This window comes from Phenylobacterium sp., from assembly GCF_030693625.1.
Lineage (GTDB): Bacteria > Pseudomonadota > Alphaproteobacteria > Caulobacterales > Caulobacteraceae > Phenylobacterium > Phenylobacterium ferrooxidans.
Genome location: NZ_JAUYAF010000072.1, coordinates 24,547 through 40,171 on the forward strand (window position 1 = coordinate 24,547; position 15,625 = coordinate 40,171).

General features: G+C 69.5%; 20 protein-coding genes and 1 other RNA gene. 9 read left to right on the forward strand and 12 right to left on the reverse strand.

Annotated elements, in window-relative coordinates:
* Positions 1-12 precede the first annotated feature (12 nt).
* A complete protein-coding gene (rmuC, locus tag Q8N10_RS16535; RefSeq protein WP_304779613.1) occupies positions 13-1,278 on the reverse strand; it encodes a DNA recombination protein RmuC in 1,266 nt (421 codons plus the stop codon).
* A gap of 10 nt (positions 1,279-1,288) precedes the next feature.
* Entirely contained in the window at positions 1,289-2,023 is a 735-nt protein-coding gene (gene mtnN, locus Q8N10_RS16540) for a 5'-methylthioadenosine/S-adenosylhomocysteine nucleosidase (protein ID WP_304779610.1), read from the reverse strand.
* A gap of 59 nt (positions 2,024-2,082) precedes the next feature.
* Here mtnN and Q8N10_RS16545 point away from each other — a divergent pair, with 59 nt between their 5' ends.
* Positions 2,083-2,613: a GNAT family N-acetyltransferase gene (locus tag Q8N10_RS16545; protein ID WP_304779607.1), complete on the forward strand. Its 531-nt coding sequence runs from the start codon at positions 2,083-2,085 to the stop codon at positions 2,611-2,613.
* Here Q8N10_RS16545 and Q8N10_RS16550 read toward each other — a convergent pair.
* Positions 2,603-2,905 (reverse strand): DUF6506 family protein, encoded by a 303-nt coding sequence (locus Q8N10_RS16550; RefSeq protein WP_304779605.1) that lies wholly within the window; start codon positions 2,903-2,905, stop codon positions 2,603-2,605. The two genes, Q8N10_RS16545 and Q8N10_RS16550, sit on opposite strands and share 11 nt — an antisense overlap.
* A gap of 91 nt (positions 2,906-2,996) precedes the next feature.
* Between Q8N10_RS16550 and Q8N10_RS16555 the strand changes: the two genes are divergently transcribed.
* Complete coding sequence (locus tag Q8N10_RS16555) at positions 2,997-3,875, forward strand: LysR substrate-binding domain-containing protein (RefSeq protein WP_304779603.1); 879 nt, start codon at positions 2,997-2,999, stop codon at positions 3,873-3,875.
* Here the strand turns inward: Q8N10_RS16555 and recR are convergent.
* Positions 3,872-4,474 (reverse strand): recombination mediator RecR, encoded by a 603-nt coding sequence (gene recR, locus Q8N10_RS16560; protein WP_304779597.1) that lies wholly within the window; start codon positions 4,472-4,474, stop codon positions 3,872-3,874. The two genes, Q8N10_RS16555 and recR, sit on opposite strands and share 4 nt — an antisense overlap.
* 146 nt (positions 4,475-4,620) lie before the next feature.
* Between recR and Q8N10_RS16565 the strand changes: the two genes are divergently transcribed.
* Entirely contained in the window at positions 4,621-5,139 is a 519-nt protein-coding gene (locus Q8N10_RS16565) for an N-acetyltransferase (RefSeq protein WP_304779595.1), read from the forward strand.
* A 51-nt stretch (positions 5,140-5,190) separates the two neighbouring features.
* On the opposite strand, the gene Q8N10_RS16570 is transcribed toward Q8N10_RS16565, so the two are convergent.
* The 3 genes from Q8N10_RS16570 to ffs all read right to left on the reverse strand — a co-directional run bounded on the left by Q8N10_RS16570 (position 5,191) and on the right by ffs (position 7,476).
* Positions 5,191-5,517, reverse strand: a complete 327-nt coding sequence (locus Q8N10_RS16570) for a YbaB/EbfC family nucleoid-associated protein (RefSeq protein ID WP_304779592.1) — start codon at positions 5,515-5,517, stop codon at positions 5,191-5,193.
* Positions 5,518-5,544: 27 nt separating this feature from the next.
* Positions 5,545-7,341, reverse strand: coding sequence for a DNA polymerase III subunit gamma/tau (locus Q8N10_RS16575; protein WP_304779589.1), 1,797 nt, complete (start codon positions 7,339-7,341; stop codon positions 5,545-5,547).
* Between the two features lie 36 nt (positions 7,342-7,377).
* Positions 7,378-7,476: signal recognition particle sRNA small type (ffs, locus tag Q8N10_RS16580), an RNA gene on the reverse strand.
* A 60-nt stretch (positions 7,477-7,536) separates the two neighbouring features.
* Between ffs and nudC the strand changes: the two genes are divergently transcribed.
* From nudC to Q8N10_RS16605, 5 genes are all read left to right on the forward strand, one after another.
* Positions 7,537-8,460, forward strand: a complete 924-nt coding sequence (nudC, locus tag Q8N10_RS16585; RefSeq protein ID WP_304779586.1) for an NAD(+) diphosphatase — start codon at positions 7,537-7,539, stop codon at positions 8,458-8,460.
* Between the two features lie 57 nt (positions 8,461-8,517).
* Positions 8,518-8,901: a VOC family protein gene (locus Q8N10_RS16590; protein ID WP_304779583.1), complete on the forward strand. Its 384-nt coding sequence runs from the start codon at positions 8,518-8,520 to the stop codon at positions 8,899-8,901.
* Between the two features lie 62 nt (positions 8,902-8,963).
* Entirely contained in the window at positions 8,964-9,587 is a 624-nt protein-coding gene (locus Q8N10_RS16595) for a glutathione S-transferase family protein (RefSeq protein WP_304779580.1), read from the forward strand.
* 38 nt (positions 9,588-9,625) lie between these two features.
* A complete protein-coding gene (locus Q8N10_RS16600) occupies positions 9,626-9,922 on the forward strand; it encodes a type II toxin-antitoxin system HigB family toxin (RefSeq protein WP_304779577.1) in 297 nt (98 codons plus the stop codon).
* Positions 9,922-10,293, forward strand: a complete 372-nt coding sequence (locus Q8N10_RS16605) for a type II toxin-antitoxin system HigA family antitoxin (protein WP_304779575.1) — start codon at positions 9,922-9,924, stop codon at positions 10,291-10,293. The genes Q8N10_RS16600 and Q8N10_RS16605 overlap by 1 nt, the downstream gene beginning before the upstream one ends.
* Before the next feature lies 1 nt (position 10,294).
* Here the strand turns inward: Q8N10_RS16605 and Q8N10_RS16610 are convergent, their stop codons facing one another.
* From Q8N10_RS16610 to Q8N10_RS16620, 3 genes are read right to left on the reverse strand one after another with little or no spacing between them, the layout of a single operon-like run.
* A complete protein-coding gene (locus Q8N10_RS16610) occupies positions 10,295-10,600 on the reverse strand; it encodes a hypothetical protein (RefSeq protein ID WP_304779572.1) in 306 nt (101 codons plus the stop codon).
* Positions 10,600-11,445 carry a prephenate dehydratase gene (locus Q8N10_RS16615; protein ID WP_304779569.1) on the reverse strand — a complete coding sequence of 282 codons (846 nt, stop codon included), beginning with the start codon at positions 11,443-11,445 and terminating at the stop codon, positions 10,600-10,602. The genes Q8N10_RS16610 and Q8N10_RS16615 overlap by 1 nt, the downstream gene beginning before the upstream one ends.
* The gene (locus tag Q8N10_RS16620; RefSeq protein ID WP_304779566.1) at positions 11,442-12,188 is read right to left on the reverse strand and encodes a 3-deoxy-manno-octulosonate cytidylyltransferase; all 747 of its coding nucleotides are present in this window, start codon (positions 12,186-12,188) and stop codon (positions 11,442-11,444) included. Before Q8N10_RS16620 ends, Q8N10_RS16615 begins: the two co-directional genes overlap by 4 nt.
* A 213-nt stretch (positions 12,189-12,401) precedes the next feature.
* On the opposite strand from Q8N10_RS16620, the gene Q8N10_RS16625 reads away from it, so the two are divergent.
* Positions 12,402-13,130, forward strand: a complete 729-nt coding sequence (locus Q8N10_RS16625; RefSeq protein WP_304779562.1) for a cytochrome c family protein — start codon at positions 12,402-12,404, stop codon at positions 13,128-13,130.
* Between the two features lie 72 nt (positions 13,131-13,202).
* Here the strand turns inward: Q8N10_RS16625 and Q8N10_RS16630 are convergent, their stop codons facing one another.
* The gene (locus Q8N10_RS16630; RefSeq protein ID WP_304779559.1) at positions 13,203-14,030 is read right to left on the reverse strand and encodes an NlpC/P60 family protein; all 828 of its coding nucleotides are present in this window, start codon (positions 14,028-14,030) and stop codon (positions 13,203-13,205) included.
* Positions 14,027-15,412 (reverse strand): M17 family metallopeptidase, encoded by a 1,386-nt coding sequence (locus Q8N10_RS16635; RefSeq protein WP_304779556.1) that lies wholly within the window; start codon positions 15,410-15,412, stop codon positions 14,027-14,029. The genes Q8N10_RS16630 and Q8N10_RS16635 overlap by 4 nt, the downstream gene beginning before the upstream one ends.
* Positions 15,413-15,625: the final 213 nt, after the last annotated feature.

Below are 15,625 nucleotides of genomic sequence, written 5' to 3' on the forward strand. Positions count from 1 at the left end.
TTTTCAGGTAGGTCAGCCGCCTTTGAGCGTCAAGACGGCGGCCGTCGGCGCGTCGTCATCCCGAGCCTCGATGGCGAGCTTGGTGAGAGGCCGGATGCCGGTCTCGACAGGGCCCAGTTCCGGCAATTCCTTGCCCTCGTGGTCCACCTGCAGGTCCTCGAAGCGCCGCGCCTGGGTCATGACCTGGGTCTCTAGCGAGCCGACGAAGGAATTGTAGCGGCCGACGGCGGCCTCCAGCGCCTTGCCGACGGAGGCCGCGTGGCCCCCCATCACCGACAGGCGCTTGTAGAGCTCGCGCCCCAGCTTGGAGATCTCCTGGGCGTTGGCCGCCTGCTCCTCCACCCGCCAGCCATAGACCACGGCCTTGCACAGGGCGAAGAGGGTGGTGGGCGTCACCACCAGCACCCGCTTGTCCATGGCCTCGGTCATCAGCTCAGGCATCCGGTCCAGGGCCGCGGCCAGGAAGCTGTCACCGGGGATGAACATGGCCACGAAGTCCGGCGAGCCCTGGTTGAACTGGTCCCAGTAGGACTTGCCCGAGAGACCCACCATGTGGGTCCGCACGCTCTGGGCGTGGCGGACATAGCAGGCCTCGCGGATCACCTCGTCGGTGGCGTCCTGGGCGTCAAGGAAGGCGTTCAACGAACACTTGGCGTCGATGACGAACACCGCCCCGCCCGGCAGGCGCACGGTGACGTCAGGCCGGCGGCGGCCCTCCTCGGTGTCGGTGGAGGTCTGTTCGTCGAAGTCGTAACGGTTGTGCAGCCCGGCCGCCTCCAGGACGTTGCGCAGGGTCTGCTCGCCCCAGCGGCCCTGGACGCCCGCCCCCCGTCGCAAAGCGGCCGACAGCTTGCGGGCTTCCTCCTGGGTCGCGGTCGACGCCAGCAGCAGCTGGCTGATCTGGGCCTTCAGACCGCCGGTCTCCTCGGCGCGGGTCTTCTCGACGGCGACGACCTGCTCCTGGAACTTGGCCAGGCTCTCGGCCACCGGCTTCAGCTGGGCCTCCAGCCGCGCCTGGGCCAGCTGCTCGCGGTTGTGGAAGGTCTCGTCGGCGCGCTTGAGCACCTGTTCGGCGATGGCGTTGGCCGCCTCGGCCTGGATGATGGCGGCGTTGCGCCCGCCCTGCTCCTCGATGAGCTTCAGGCGCGAGGCCGAATCCTGCAGCGCCCAGGACCGCGCCTCGGCCCGGTTGGCGCGGCCGCGCTCCATCAGGGCCCAGGTGAAGCCGATGGCGGCCGCCACGAGGGCGATGACGAGGAAGATCAGCAGGGAGTTCATGCTCCGTTCTTTACGCGGAGTCGGTGAGAATCGCCAGCAGGGCCGGAACGCAGAGGGCCGAGTTATCCGCCGCCATCTGCGCCATCTCCAGATAGCTCAGGTGGCCCTCCGCCCCGGCCAGGTCCGACAGGGTGCGGATCACATAGAGCGGCCGGCCCCAGGCCAGGGCCACCTGGTCCACGGCGCCGGACTCCATGTCGATGGCGTCGGCGCCGAAGGCGGCGTGCAGCTGGTCCCGGGTCACCGCGCAGTTGAGGAAATAGTCGGCGGTGATCACGCCCCCCAGGGCGATGGGGTGGCCAAGCGCTCCGGCGACCGTGTCGCGCAGCCTGGCGAGGTTCGCGGCGACGGGCCCCGCCACCGGTGTCAGGGCCGTCAGCCGGGCCGCCCCGATCGGCATTTGGCCCGACCGCGTCGGGGTAAAGGCGCCCTCGAAGACGTGGCCGTAGTCGTGAATGTCCAGCCGTTCCGCCAGCAGCACCGACCCCACCCCCAGCGCCGGGTTCAGCCCCCCCGCCACGCCGGCGAAGATCAGGGTGTCAGCATGGAAGACCGACAGCAGCAGGGTGGCGGCGGCCGCCGCATTGACCTTGCCCATGCCGGCCAGGGCCAGGGCGAACTGCGCGCCCTGGTGGGTCCCGGTCCAGACCTGGGTCGGCCCATAGGCCACCGGCTGGGTCGTCACCGACAACCGCGCCTGCAGGGCCGCCAGCTCCTCCGGGGTCGCGCAAAGGATTCCGTACATGGGCGCCTCGTTCGTCGGCCTGCCGCCGTGCTACCAGATTCCCTTAGGAGGGCGACCTGATGATCACCACCGAACGGACGATCCTGAGGCCCTGGCGCGACGAGGACCTCGACGCCTTCGCCGCCATGCTGGCTGACCCCGAGGTCCAGGCCGACGCCGGCGGGCCCGTGGACCGTGACGCCGCCGCGGCCAAGATGGCCCGCTACCGCGCCGCCCATGACCGCCTGGGCTACACCCGCTGGGTCGTCACCGCCCACGCAGGCGCCTTCCTCGGCTATGTTGGGATCATGCCCATCGACACCTGGCATCCCCGCTCGCCCAATGTGGAGATCGGCTGGCGCCTGACGCGCGGAAGCTGGGGTTTCGGCATCGCCACCGAAGCCGCCCGCGCCAGCCTCATCGATGGCTTCACCCGCTGCGGCCTGGAGGAAGTGCTCAGCTACACCGCGCTCGACAACCACCGCTCCCAGGCGGTGATGCGCAAGCTCGGACTGCAGCGGGACGAAACCCTCGACTTCACCTCGACCCATGACGGCCACAGCTGGTCGGGCCTGGTCTGGGTGGCGCGGCCGGAAGGCTTCAGGCCTTGAACAGGGCGTACATGGCGTCGATCGACTCCGGTCCGTAGCCCACCGACCCCACGGGAACGCCGGGCCCCACCGCCTCGATGACCCTGGCCGTCCACACCGGCCCGAACCCGCCACAGAGTTCCAGCAGTTGCACGCCTTCCGAGGCCAGTTGGCGAGCGACGGCGACGGCCTCCGCTGCGGCCGGAACGCCTACGGCGATCATCTCGAAAACATCTGTCGACAGAACCACACGCTGCCCCGCCGGCTCAAAGCCCGCCCCCGTGACGATGAAACCGAATTTGCTGAGCGCCATGGGCCCCCTCCTCCAAAGAGGTTCACCTTGCGATCCGCGACCTAAGCCTGTCCAAGTCTGATCCGGACCGGTTTGAGACCTGGATGATCTGATGCTGGAGCTGTGGCGCCTGGGCTACTTCGTGGCTGTCGCGGAGGAAGAGAATGTCGGTCGGGCCGCCGCCCGGCTGGGCGTCTCCCAGTCGCCGCTCAGCCAGCGCATCCGCGAACTGGAGGCCGGCCTGGGCCTGACCCTCTTCCACCGCGAGCGAAGGCGGTTGCGGCTGACGGCGGAAGGCTGGCGGTTCCTCGACCAGGCCCGGGCCCTGCTGGCCCATGCCGCCGGGGTGGAGCAACAGGCCAAGGCGGCGGGCCGCGGAGAGGGCGGGCGGCTTTCCCTGGGCTTTGTGGAAGGCGCCGTGCACGCCGGCGTCCTCGGACGCGCCCTGCGGCGCTTCCGTCATGAACGGCCCGGCGTTGGGATCGAGCTGCGCGCGATGCGCTCCGGCGATCAGGTGCAGGCGCTGCGCGAGGGCGCCCTGGACGTCGCTCATGTCTACACCCCGCCCGCTGAGTCCGCGGGCCTGCGGATCGCCCTTGTCGCCGAGGAGCCCTATCGCCTGGCCATCCCCGCCGATCACCGGCTCGCCGCCGACACCCATCTGGTGGAGGCGCGCCTCGACGGCGAAGCCTTCATCGCCCTGCCCGAGCGGGGCAATCCCCAGGCCCGGGCGGAGTGGATCGCCGCCTGCCGCGCGAGCGGCTTCGCCCCCGATGTCCGCATCGAAGCCGTCGAGCCGACCACCATCCTTGGCCTGGTGGCGGCTGGCGTCGGCCTGGCCATGGTGCAGGAGAGCCTCGCCGGCGCTGCGCCCGCGGGGGTGGTGATGCGGCCGCTGCCCACTTTCCCCCTGCGGATGCGGGTTTTCGCCGTGGTTTCGGAGAGCGCTTCAGCGGCTGCCCGGGCCTATTTCGAGCTCACCCGGACCTAGGCCGGGCGCCTGGCCCGCATGGCCTGGGCGATGGTGCCGTCGTCCAGCCAGTCCAGCTCGCCCCCCACCGGCACGCCGCGGGCCAGCATGGTCACCGAGACGTGGGCGTTGGAGAGGCGTTCGGCCAGGTAGTGGGCCGTGGTCTGGCCGTCCACGGTGGCCGGCAGGGCGAGGATCACCTCGGTGACTCCCTCCTCCATGGCCCGCGTCACCAGCGAATTGACCCGCAACGCCTCGGGGCCCACGCCGTCGAGAGCCGACAGCAGGCCCCCCAGCACGTGGTAGCGGCCCCGGAAGGCGCTGGCCCGCTCCATGGCCCACAGCGCGCCCACCTCCTCCACGACACAGACCAGGGTCGGGTCGCGGGAGCGGTCGTCGCAGATGGCGCAGGGGTCCTGGGTGTCCAGCGAGCCGCAGGTGGAGCAGGTCTTCACCCGCTCCGACGCTACGGCCAGGGCCTCGGCGAGCGGCTGTAGCAGTTGCTCCCGCCGCTTGAGCAGGGCGAGCGCCGCGCGCCGCGCCGAGCGCGGGCCCAGGCCCGGCAGCTTCGACAGCAGCGAGATCAGGCGCTCGATTTCAGGTCCGGCGGAGGCGGCCAATCTGGCTCCTGCTAGAGTGGGAATAGGAAAAGTGGGAACCGGTTTTCCGCCCGATTCCCGCGCTAACTATCTAAAGTGCATCACGCGGGGGCGATTCAAGGGATTGTCGGGTTGTTCCTATGTAGATGTCGAGGGCAGCCCGCGCCATGACCACGCCCGACCTGCCCCTCGTCGAGGCCGCCCAGCTGGCCCTCATCTCCGGTTCGGCGCTGGAGGAGCTTCAGGTTCTGCTGGAGCGCTGCGAGGACTTCGAGGTCCTCGTCACCGGCCATCCGCCGGGTCCCTACGCCGCCGAGGCTCTGCTGACCGACGCCCCGCCCGATCATCCGCTGCGCGACAAGTTCGTCATCGGGGCCTGGACCGACCGGGGCCTGACCGCCACCGTGGAGCTGCTGCGGGACTTCCCCGAGCGCCATGTCTGGTATCTGGGCCTGCTGCTCGTGGCGCCCGAGGCCCGGGGCCAGAGGCTGGGCGAGCGGATCCTGGCGGCCGTGAAGAGCTGGATCATCAGCCAGGACGGCCGGGCCGTCCGCCTGATCGTCCAGGACCAGAACCCGGCGGCCCTGCGCTTCTGGCTCGCTCAGGGTTTCGTCCAGATTGGAACCGCCACCCAGGACCTGATGGACCGGACCAACCAGGTCGCTCGGCTGGAACTCAAGCTCTAGGCCGGGCGGGATGCGGGCGGAAAACCGGTTCCCACTTTTCCTCAACCCGCCCTAGAACTTCGGCATTCCGGGCAGGCCCATCCCCGCCAGCGGGCCGGCGGCGTTGCGCATCATTTCAGCCTGCTGGGCGTCCAGCTTGCGCTTGGCGTCGGCGTGGGCGGCGACGATCAGGTCGGAGATCACCTCGCCTTCCCCGGGCGCCAGCAGGCTCTCGTCGATCTCGACCGAGGCCAGTTCGCCGGTGCCCTTCAGGGTGAGCTTGACCATGCCGCCGCCCGAGGTGCCCTCGATCACCAGCTGCGCCAGGCGCTCCTGCGCCTCGGCCAGCTTCTGCTGCATGGCCTGGGCCTGTTTCATCAGGCCGCCCAAATCCTTCATCGAACCCTCACTCGCGTCATGAACTGGCTAGTCTTCGTCGTCTTCCGGCGGCGCGTCGGCCGGTGAGGCCTCCGGCGTCGGCAGGGTGCGGATGCTGACGATCTCGGCGCCCGGGAAGCTCTTCATCACCGAGAGGACAAAGGGGTCCTGCTCGATCTCGGAGCGGACCTCGCGCTCCTCGCGCTTCTGGCGTTCCCACTGGCTCTCGGCCCCGCCGCCGCCCTGGGCGGCGATCAGCCAGGGCTGGCCCGTCCATTCCCTCAGGCGACCGATCAGCCGCTGGGCCAGGTTCGAGGGCGCGCCGGGCGCGGGTTCGAACTCGATGGCGCCGGGCCGGAAGCTGACTGGCCGCACATAGCGCTCGACGTCGAGGCGCAGAGCGATATCGCGCTTCTTCTCGATCAGGGCGATGACATCGGCGAAGGACTGCAGCACCGGCGGCGCCTCGGCCGCCTGGGGCTCCGGCGCCAGGACGCGGGCCTGGGCCGTGACGCTTCCGCCACCCCCCTGGCTCGCACCGCCACCGCCGCCGCCGCCGGAAGGCGCCGGCGCGCTGCCCACCGGGTCGCCGGTCTGGATGCGCTTGAGCGCCTCCTCGGGCCCGGGCAGGTCGGCGGCATAGGCCAGGCGGATCAGCGCCATGTCCACCGCCGCGGCCGGGTCCGGAGACCGACGCACCTCGTCATAGGCCCGCAGCAGCATCTGCCACATCCGCGACAGGGTGCCCGCCGAGACCGCGGCGCCGATCGCCGCCAGCCGGCCGGCCTGTTCGCGCGGCATGATTAGGGCGTGGGCCCCGATGGCCTTGGCCACCGAGGCGGAATGGGCGTGCTCCAGCAGGTCCAGCATCACTTGGCCCGGATCCGCGCCGTAGCCGTAGAGGGTCCGGAAGGTCTCGATGGCCGGGCCGGGCTCGCCGCGCATGGTCTGCTCGAAGAGCGTGATGGTCTGCGCCCGGTCGGCCAGGCCCAGCATGTCGCGGATCAGGGTGGCCGGCACGGTCTGGCCAGGCTCTCCCTGGACGATAGCCTGGTCCAGCATCGACTGGGCGTCGCGCACCGAGCCCTCCGCGGCCCGGGCGATCAGCAGCAGGCCCTCGGCGTCGACGCGGACGCCCTCGGCCTCGGTGATCATCTCCAGGTTCTTGACGATCACGTCGGGCTCCACCCGGCGCAGGTCGAACCGCTGGCAGCGCGACAAGATGGTCACCGGAACCTTGCGGATCTCGGTGGTGGCGAAGATGAATTTCACGTGCGGCGGCGGCTCTTCCAGGGTCTTCAACAGGGCGTTGAAGGACGAGGTGGAGAGCATGTGCACTTCGTCGATGATGTAGACCTTGTAGCGCGCCTCGACGGGGGCGTAGCGCACCCCGTCCAGCAGCTCGCGCATGTCCTCCACCTTGGTGCGGCTGGCGGCGTCGAGCTCCAGCACGTCCATGTGCCGCCCCTCGATGATCGCCTTGCAGTGCCGGCCCTCGTCGCGAAGATCCAGCGTCGGCTCGTGGATGGCGTCGGTCTCGTAGTTCAGCGCCCGCGCCAGCAGGCGGGCCGTGGTGGTCTTGCCCACCCCGCGCACCCCGATCAGCATGAAGGCGTGGGCGATCCGGCCAGTGGAGAAGGCGTTCTTCAGCGTCCGCACCATGGCTTCCTGGCCATAGAGGTCGTCGAAGGTGCGGGGCCGGTATTTGCGGGCGATGACGGTGTAGGCGGCCGAGGTCTCTTGCGGAGGCGTCACCGGCGCGGGCGGCGGCGCGCCGAACATGTCCTCCGTATTGGGATCACGCTCGGGCGTTTCGGGATCGAGCGAGAGATCTTCGTCGGCCATGCGCCCCGCGCCGTTGGCGCTTTGTCGAGATAGGATGGGTGGAGACCGAACGACGACCCGGAGCGAAACTCGTTGCGGCTGCTTCCTTCCGGACCTGACCGGGTTGGCGAGGCGTCCGCCCGTCGCCGATCTCCACCCCCTATATCGCGACCTTGAGGCTCGCGCGCAAGCTTGGGCGACGCTAAGAGAGCTTTCATGGCTCTTTCTTCCTTCCAGAACACCTTCGCCGGAAACCCCCTGAACCGCGCCAGCGAGCGCCGTAAGGACGACGCCTGGCTCAACGAGCGGCTGAAGTCCGACGAATCCCTGGGGATCGCCCTGTGGAACGGCAAGCCGTTGGTGGAGGACGCCAAGGACGGCGGGGTGCAGATCGCCTACCTGCCGGCCAGGATGGCGGCCGACCTGGCCGGCGGGGCCGAGACCCTGCTGTTCATGGGCCTCTGGAAGGAGACCGCGGTCTTCGCCGTCGACCTGGACGGGGGCGCCGACCCCTGCGACGGACCGCTGCAGGGCCTGGGGCGATTCGAAGACCTTCGGGCGCTCGCCACCCGCCTGCCCCACACAGACGCCGCCATCCTGGCCACGGCCAAGCAGATGTTCGAATGGCGCCGCCGTCACAAGCACTGCGCCAACTGCGGCGAGCCGTCCCTGGTGGCCGAAGGCGGCTGGAAGCGCGCCTGCCCCGCCTGCAAGGCCGAACACTTCCCGCGCACCGATCCGGTGGTGATCATGCTGGCCGTCCATGGCGAGCGCTGCATGCTGGGCCGCCAGGAAATCTGGCCGGCCGGCATGTTCTCCTCCCTGGCAGGGTTCCTGGAGCCCGGCGAGACCATCGAGGAGGCCTGCGCCCGCGAACTGCACGAGGAGGCGGGCCTGAAGACCTCCTCGGTCGCCTACCACTCCACCCAGCCCTGGCCCTATCCATCATCCTTGATGATCGGCCTGATCGCCCAGGTGGAGGACGACGACGCCGCCCCTGACCAGACCGAGCTCTCCGAGGTCCGCTGGTTCACCAAGGAAGAGGCCCGCACCCTGCTGGCCGGCAAACTGCCCAACACCTTTGCGCCGGGCCCCATGGCCATCGCCCACCAGCTCATCAAGGCCTGGGCGGAGAGCTGACTGCTGACAGAGCGCTGGCGGTGGCGCTTGACTAGGGTCGCCTGACAGGAGGCCGCGATGGTTGAAGCCCTTTTCCGCAAGCTCGACTGCCTGATGCTGAAGGCGGCCGACCCGGACGCCGCCATCGCCTTCTATGAAGGCCTGGGACACGGGGTGATCTGGCGCTCGCCGGTCGCCGCCGGGCTCTCCATGCCCGACACCGACGCCGAACTGGTCCTGCACACCCAGCTGGGGCCGGAGGTCAATCTGCTGGTGGCCGACACCGACGCGGCCTTCGCCCGCTTCATCGCCTCGGGCGGCCGTGAGATCCGCGGCCCGTTCGACATCCCCATCGGGCGTTGCGCCGTGGTCATGGATCCTCAGGGCAATGTCCTGGTGATGCTCGACCAATCCAAGGGGAGCCTGGACGCCGACGGACAGCTCATTTCCACGTCGACCTAGGCTGCTGCCATACTGCTGTCAGCAGGATGGTCTAGGGTGCCTCCAACAACGGAGGAACAGCCATGACGGACCAGATCGTTTTCTACACCCATCCCATGTCGCGCGGCCGCATCATCCGCTGGCTGCTGGAGGAGGTCGGCCAGCCCTACGAGACCCAAATCCTCGACTTCGACGCCATGAAGGACCCGGCCTATCTGGCGGTGAACCCCATGGGCAAGGTGCCGGCCGTCAAGCACGGCGACACCGTGATCACCGAATGCGCCGCCATCTGCGCCTACATGGCCGACGCTTTCCCGCAGGCCAACCTCGCCCCGCCGGTGGGGAGCAAGCTGCGCGGCGACTATTACCGCTGGCTGTTCTTCGCCGCGGGCCCCCTGGAGGCCGCGGTCACGGTCAAGAGCCTGGGCTTCGAAGTCTCAGCCGACAGCAAGCGCTCGGCCGGCTGGGGTGACCTGGGCGACGTCATGGACACCCTGGAGAACGCGCTCACCGGCCGCGACTACCTGGTGGGCGACAGCTTCACCGCCGCCGACCTCTATGTCGCTTCGCACCTGGCCTGGGGCATGCAGTTCGGGACCATCGAGCCGCGCCCGGTCTTCAAGGACTATGCGGCCCGCATGACCTCGCGCCCCGCCGACACCCGCGCCACCCAGATCGACGACACCCTGATCGCCGCGGCGGCCTAGGCGTTGTTCCCACGTGGGGAACATGCTAGTCTCTCGTCGTGCAGATCATCGCCAAGCGGACTCTGATCCAGTTCTGGGAACGGCATCCGCAGGCGGAACGGCCTCTGCGGTCCTGGTACGGCCTCGTCAATCAGGCGAGCTGGTCAGGACCGTCGGAGGTCAAGGCGATGTTCGGCGCGGCCGTGGATTTCGTGGCGGACAACCGTCTCGTCTTCGACATCGGCGGCAACAAGTTCCGACTGGTCGTCCATGTGGCCTACGGCTACCGGCGCGTGCTGATCAAGTTCGTAGGCACGCACGCCGAATACGACCGCATCGATGTGGAGACCGTGTGATGGATATCCGAGCCCTGCACAATGAGGTCGACTACGACTGGGCCCTTTCCGAAGTCGCACAGTATTTCGAGACGCAGCCGGCGAAGGGCAGCGCTCAAGCTGACCGGTTTGACGTGCTGTCGGATCTCATCGAGGCTTATGAGCGCCGGCGCTGGCCGATCGAGCCCGCCGAGCCACTGGACGCCATTCGCTTCGCCATGGACCTGAAAGGCCTTACCCAGACCGACCTCGCCCAGCTCCTGGGATCTCGGTCGCGCGCCTCGGAGGTGCTCAACGGCCGACGCAGTCTGACCCCGGCCATGATGGCCAAACTGCACCGCCAATGGGGTGTGCCCGCCGACAGTCTATTGCGGGCGCTGGACGCCGCCTGACCTACCGCCGCAGCGACAGGATGACCTCGACGTCCTCGGCGCGGCGGTTGCGGACCTCCATGCGGGCCTGACCCAGCGCATTGGAGAGATCCTTGACGAACTCGGCCAGCGGTCCGCCGTCCAAGCCCCGCACTCGGATCATGTAGGGCGGCGCCAGCTCGCTCATGCCGTTGGCCCAGATCATCGAGTCCACGAAGGCCTCGATGCTGGAGCCGTGCCCGGGCAGCGCCCTGATCTCGGTCTTCAGGTCCTCGCAGAAGGCCTTGATGCTGGGATAGGCCGCGCCGTCCATCTCGATGGTGCGCATCAGACGCGGGTCCGGAACGGGTCGGCGGGATAGACGCCGAGGATTTCGAACTGCTCGGAGAAGAACTGCAGCTCCTCGAAGGCCAGCGCCAGGTTGCGGTCTTCCGGGCGGCCGTCCACCTCGGAGTAGAAGAAGGTCGCCGTGAAGGCGCCGTTCTCCATGTAGCTCTCCAGCTTGGTCATGTTCACCCCGTTGGTGGCGAACCCGCCCATGGCCTTGTAGAGCGCCGCCGGCAGGTTGCGCACCCGGAACACGAAGCTCGTCACGCAGGGGCTGGTGAAGGGCGGCGGCGGCGGCGCCTTGTCGGCGGTCATCACCAGGAAGCGGGTGGTGTTGTTGTGGGTGTCCTCGATGTCCCGGGCGAGGATCTCCAGGCCATAGAGCTCGGCGGCCAGGGCCGGCGCGATCGCGGCCTTGGTGGGATCGGGATGCTCGGCCAGAAGCTTGGCCGAGAGCGCGGTGTCCCCCACCTGCTCGGTCTTCAGCTTCAGCCGGCGGATGGTCTTGCGGCATTGGGCGAGCGCGATGGGCATGGAGGCGACGGTCTTTACCGCCTCCAGCTTCACGCCGGGATTGACCATCAGCTGGAAATGGATCGGCTTGAAGCGCTCGCCGATGATCTTCAGCCCGGAATTGGGCAGCAGGTGGTGAACATCGGCGACTCGGCCGGCGATGGAGTTCTCCACCGGGATCATGCCCAGCTGGCAATCGCCGGACTTGATGGCCTCGAAGGCCTCCTCGAAGGTCGGGTGAGCCACCGGTGTCATGTCCGGGAAGGCCGCGACGCAGGCCTCATGGCTGTTGGCCCCCAGCTCACCCTGGAAGGCGATCCGCCCCGTGCTCATGACCTGACTCCGATTTGCCGGGCGAAGGCCCGCGCCCGCTCAAGATCGGCGGGGTTGTCCACCGAGATCGGCGCCGTGTCGACCACCGTCGCCCAGATAGAGAGTCCCAGCTCCATGGCCCGCAGCTGTTCCAGCTTCTCCCGCTGCTCCAGCGGCGATGGCTTGGCCGCCGTGAAGGCCTCCAGCGCCGCGCGGCGATAGGCGTAGATGCCGTGGTGGTGCCACACCGGCCCGTCGCCATAGAGGGTGGAGCGGGTAAAGTAGAGCGCCCGGCCGGTCCTGCCGTCCGGCGCCATCGCCAGCACCGCCTTGACCATGTCGGGATTGGTGCGGACCTCGGGGGATGCTTCCTTCTCGACGATGGTGGCGATGTCGCAGGAAGGCTGGTCGCTCAGCAGGGCCGCGCAGGCCGCGAGGTCGGCCGGCGCCACGAAGGGCATGTCGCCTTGCAGGTTGATCACCACGTCGTGGACGCCTCGGGGGTCCAACTCGGCCAGGGCCGCCACCAGCCGGTCGGAGCCGGAGGGCAGATCGGGGTCGGTGAGAACGGCTCGGCCTCCGGCGGCGACGACCGCCTCCACGATCTCCGAATCGCCCGCCGCGACGGCCACCGGACCAAGATTCGCGGCCTGGGCCTGGCGCAGAACCCGGACGATCATCGGTATCCCCTCGATGTCGGCGAGGGGCTTGTTGGGAAGTCGGGTGGCCGCAAGTCGGGCGGGAATCAGGACGATGGGGTTCATGAGGGACTGAGCGAATGAGAGAAAGTGGGAACCGCCCGCATTCCGCTCCAACTCCAAAAATGCCCAGATCACGGACGTGATCTGGGGAGCGACCAACTGGCCGGTTGCGCCAGCGCCGGTAGCGTGTAAGAGACGCGGGCGCAATAAGGGGCGGGGATTCCCGCGCTTCCGCCGGTCTTTGGGCCGGCCGATTAGAGGGCCGATTTCAAGACGATGAGCGACCTTACGTTCAACAAAGTCGCCGGCGCCGTGCTGGCGACGGGTCTGGCCATTGTCGGCCTCCGCGAGATCACAACGGTCATGTTCGCCGCCGAAAAGGCGGAGAAGCCCGGCTACGCCATCGAGGTGGCTGAGGAGGCCGGCGCCGGCGGCCCTGTCGCCGACGCGCCCATCGACTGGGGCACCGTCCTGCCGGTGGCCGACATCGCCGCGGGCGAAGCCGTGTTCGCCAAGTGCAAGTCCTGCCACACCATCGACAACGGCGGCGCCAACGGCACCGGACCCAACCAGTGGGCCGTCGTCGGGCGCAAGCCAGGCTCGCATGCCGGCTTCGCCTATTCCGCCGCCATGGTGGAATACAGCGCCACGCATCCGATCTGGGACTATGAAAACCTGTCGGAGTTCCTCAAGAACCCCACCAAGGCGATGCCCGGCACCAAGATGGGCTTCGTCGGCCTGAAGAAGCCGGAAGACCGCATCAACCTGCTGGCCTATCTGAACTCCAAGGGCGGCACGGTGGCCTTCCCGGCTCCGAACCCGGCCGCCGCGGCTCCCGCCGCCGCCGATGCGGGCGCAGCGGCCTCAGCCACGGACCCCACCGCCACCGGTTCGACCGCCACGCCTGCGGCCACCTCGGGCGGCCCCGCCGGCCAGGCGCCCACCACGGGCGCGGCCAAGGCCCCGACCGCCACCGCCGCCCAGAACACCGGCTCCCCGAGCTAGACGACTCTTCGCGAGCACAACGAGAGACAGGGCCCTCCGCATCGCGGGGGGTCTTTTCGTATGGGGCCCAGGCTACAGCCTGCGATAGGCCGTGGGCTGGCCGCTGCTGGTCGCGCCGATCCGGGTGATGGCCTGGGCCAGCGGCTCTATGGCGGTGGCCATGTGGTGGGCGTTGGCGTGCAGGATGGTCGCGCTGTCCAGCAGGATCGCCACGTGGCCCCGCCAGAACACCAGGTCGCCCCGGGCCAGGGTCTCCACCGGGCGGCCCATCAGGGCCTGCTGGTCGGTGTCGCGCGGGCAGGCCCGGCCGCAGGCCAACAGCGCCTGCTGCACCAGGCCAGAGCAGTCCAACCCCAGGCTCTCGCGCCCGCCCCAGAGATAGGGTGCGCCCAGATAGCGCTCCGCCACCGCCACGAAGTCGGCCTCGAAGACACCGATCGGCGACAGGTGGTCCTCCACGAACCAACCGCTGTTGGCGCCCTTCACGAACCGCCCCTCGCGGGCCTCCACGGCGATCAGGCCGCCCAGGGAATAGGGCCCCAGCGCCCGGCTCTTGATGCTGGGATCCTTGAAGGCGTAGGTGCGAAGCGCCGACACCCTGTGGGTCGGGGCGGGGGCCAGGGGCGCAAGGTCGGCCTTGGCCACGAAGCCCACATAGCCGTCCCGCCGCGCCTGACCCCAGCAGAAGCCGCCCGTCTCCTCCAACACGTCGAAGGTCTCGCCAAACAGCAGCTGGTCCACCTGCTCGGCGTCGGCGTCCGGGCCGGCGCGCAGGGGCGCGGCCGGAACCACGGCGGTCATGGGCGCGGGGTCGCCATAGGCGCCGGCCGCCGCCAGCCCCTCAAGGGACCGGGCGGCGAGGTCGGGACGGGCCAGCGTGTTGCGGGGATCGCGGCTCACGCAAACCGGGTCCGGATCATCTGGTAGAGGGCGCGGATGGCCTGGGCTTCGGCGCCCGCCGTCCAGCCCGGACGCCCGCGCGGGTTCCAGGCGAAGATGTCGAAGTGGGCCCAGGGGCCGGCGGGCGCGAACCGCTGCAGGAAGAGGGCCGCCGTCACCGAGCCCGCCTGGGCCCAGCCGTCGGGATCGTTCTTGATGTCAGCGATGTCGCTGTCGAGGGCGTCGACATAGCCCTTCCACAGGGGCATCCGCCACATGGGGTCGGAGACCTGGTTCATGGCCGTCTCGATCTGGCCGGCCAGCTCATCGTCGTCGGTGTAGAACGGCGGCAGTTGCGGCCCCAGCGCGGCGCGCGCGGCGCCGGTCAGGGTGGCCAGATCCAGGGTCAGGGCGGGCTCCAGCTCGGCGGCGCGGGTCAGCGCGTCGGCCAGGATCAGGCGGCCCTCGGCGTCGGTGTTGCCCACCTCGATGGTCAGTCCCTTGCGGCTGTCCAGGATGTCGCCCGGCCGCATGGCGTCGCCGCTGATGGCGTTCTCCACCACCGGCGTCAGGACGGCCAGGCGCACCGGCAACCTGGCGGCCATGATCATCCGGGCCAGGCCCAGGACGGCGGCGGCCCCGCCCATGTCCTTCTTCATCTGCCGCATGCCGGCCGAGGGCTTGATGTCGAGGCCGCCGGTGTCGAAGACGACGCCCTTGCCCACCAGGGCCACCAGCGGCTTGCCGGCCTCGCCCCAGGTGATCTCGATCATGCGGGGGGCTCGGGCCTCCACCGCGGCGCGGCCCACGGCGTGGACGGCGGGGTAGTTGGCCTCCAGCAGCCCCTCGCCGGTGATCACCGTGATGGAGGCCCCATGCTGCTCGGCGATCTCGCGGGCGATGGTCTCCAGTTGCAGGGGGCCCAGGTCGTTGGCCGGCGTATTGACCATGTCGCGGGCCAGGGCGCAGGCGTGGGCGATGGAATTGACCTCGGCGATGTCGACCCCCTCGGCCACCAGGCGCGGCCGCTCGGCCGTCTTCTTCTGCTTGTAGCGGTCAAACCGGTAGCTGCCCAAGGCGAAGGCCAGGGCGATCTGGTCGGCGCTGATCCCCACCGGGGCCACGGCCATCCGGTAGTCGCCGGCCGGCAGCTTGGCGGGCAGGGCCCGGAACACCATGGGGTCGGCGGGGCTGGAGCCCAGGCCAAACAGCACCCGCTCGATCCCGCCCTCGGCATTGGGCAGGACCAGCAGCTGCCCGGCCTTGGCCTTGAACTCGGCGGTCTCGGCGAAGGCCTTCACGAAGGCCGGACGGCCCTCCAGGAAGCCCGCCAGATCCCCGTCATAGAGGGCGTGGACGGGAACCACGGCGCGGTCGGAGGTCGCAAGGATCACTTCGGTCATGGATCGGCCCTGACGCGGGGCGGGGCGCCCGCTTATGCTTAACGCTTCCTTTAAGCGGGTCTGGGATGGTGTCGACCTCATCCCGGAGCCCGTCCCGTTCATGTGTCGCATGTCGGCGCTCGCCGCAACCGCCCTGACCCTCAGCCTGGTCGCCCTGCCCGCCCTGGCCAGGGCGCCCAAGGCTCCGCCCGCCGCCGCCGCCGCCGCCGCCGC

What these genes read in the sequence shown, in the direction of transcription:
- Q8N10_RS16625 (WP_304779562.1), top strand. Translation starts at nt 12,402, where the DNA reads ATGAGCGACCTTACGTTCAACAAAGTCGCCGGCGCCGTGCTGGCGACG.
- nudC (WP_304779586.1), top strand. Translation starts at nt 7,537, where the DNA reads ATGGCTCTTTCTTCCTTCCAGAACACCTTCGCCGGAAACCCCCTGAAC.
- Q8N10_RS16590 (WP_304779583.1), top strand. Translation starts at nt 8,518, where the DNA reads ATGGTTGAAGCCCTTTTCCGCAAGCTCGACTGCCTGATGCTGAAGGCG.
- Q8N10_RS16545 (WP_304779607.1), top strand. Translation starts at nt 2,083, where the DNA reads ATGATCACCACCGAACGGACGATCCTGAGGCCCTGGCGCGACGAGGAC.
- rmuC (WP_304779613.1), bottom strand. Translation starts at nt 1,278, where the DNA reads ATGAACTCCCTGCTGATCTTCCTCGTCATCGCCCTCGTGGCGGCCGCC.
- mtnN (WP_304779610.1), bottom strand. Translation starts at nt 2,023, where the DNA reads ATGTACGGAATCCTTTGCGCGACCCCGGAGGAGCTGGCGGCCCTGCAG.
- Q8N10_RS16610 (WP_304779572.1), bottom strand. Translation starts at nt 10,600, where the DNA reads ATGCGCACCATCGAGATGGACGGCGCGGCCTATCCCAGCATCAAGGCC.
- Q8N10_RS16565 (WP_304779595.1), top strand. Translation starts at nt 4,621, where the DNA reads ATGACCACGCCCGACCTGCCCCTCGTCGAGGCCGCCCAGCTGGCCCTC.
- Q8N10_RS16555 (WP_304779603.1), top strand. Translation starts at nt 2,997, where the DNA reads ATGCTGGAGCTGTGGCGCCTGGGCTACTTCGTGGCTGTCGCGGAGGAA.
- Q8N10_RS16570 (WP_304779592.1), bottom strand. Translation starts at nt 5,517, where the DNA reads ATGAAGGATTTGGGCGGCCTGATGAAACAGGCCCAGGCCATGCAGCAG.
- Q8N10_RS16595 (WP_304779580.1), top strand. Translation starts at nt 8,964, where the DNA reads ATGACGGACCAGATCGTTTTCTACACCCATCCCATGTCGCGCGGCCGC.
- Q8N10_RS16635 (WP_304779556.1), bottom strand. Translation starts at nt 15,412, where the DNA reads ATGACCGAAGTGATCCTTGCGACCTCCGACCGCGCCGTGGTTCCCGTC.
- Q8N10_RS16605 (WP_304779575.1), top strand. Translation starts at nt 9,922, where the DNA reads ATGGATATCCGAGCCCTGCACAATGAGGTCGACTACGACTGGGCCCTT.
- Q8N10_RS16550 (WP_304779605.1), bottom strand. Translation starts at nt 2,905, where the DNA reads ATGGCGCTCAGCAAATTCGGTTTCATCGTCACGGGGGCGGGCTTTGAG.
- Q8N10_RS16615 (WP_304779569.1), bottom strand. Translation starts at nt 11,445, where the DNA reads ATGAGCACGGGGCGGATCGCCTTCCAGGGTGAGCTGGGGGCCAACAGC.
- Q8N10_RS16620 (WP_304779566.1), bottom strand. Translation starts at nt 12,188, where the DNA reads ATGAACCCCATCGTCCTGATTCCCGCCCGACTTGCGGCCACCCGACTT.
- Q8N10_RS16575 (WP_304779589.1), bottom strand. Translation starts at nt 7,341, where the DNA reads ATGGCCGACGAAGATCTCTCGCTCGATCCCGAAACGCCCGAGCGTGAT.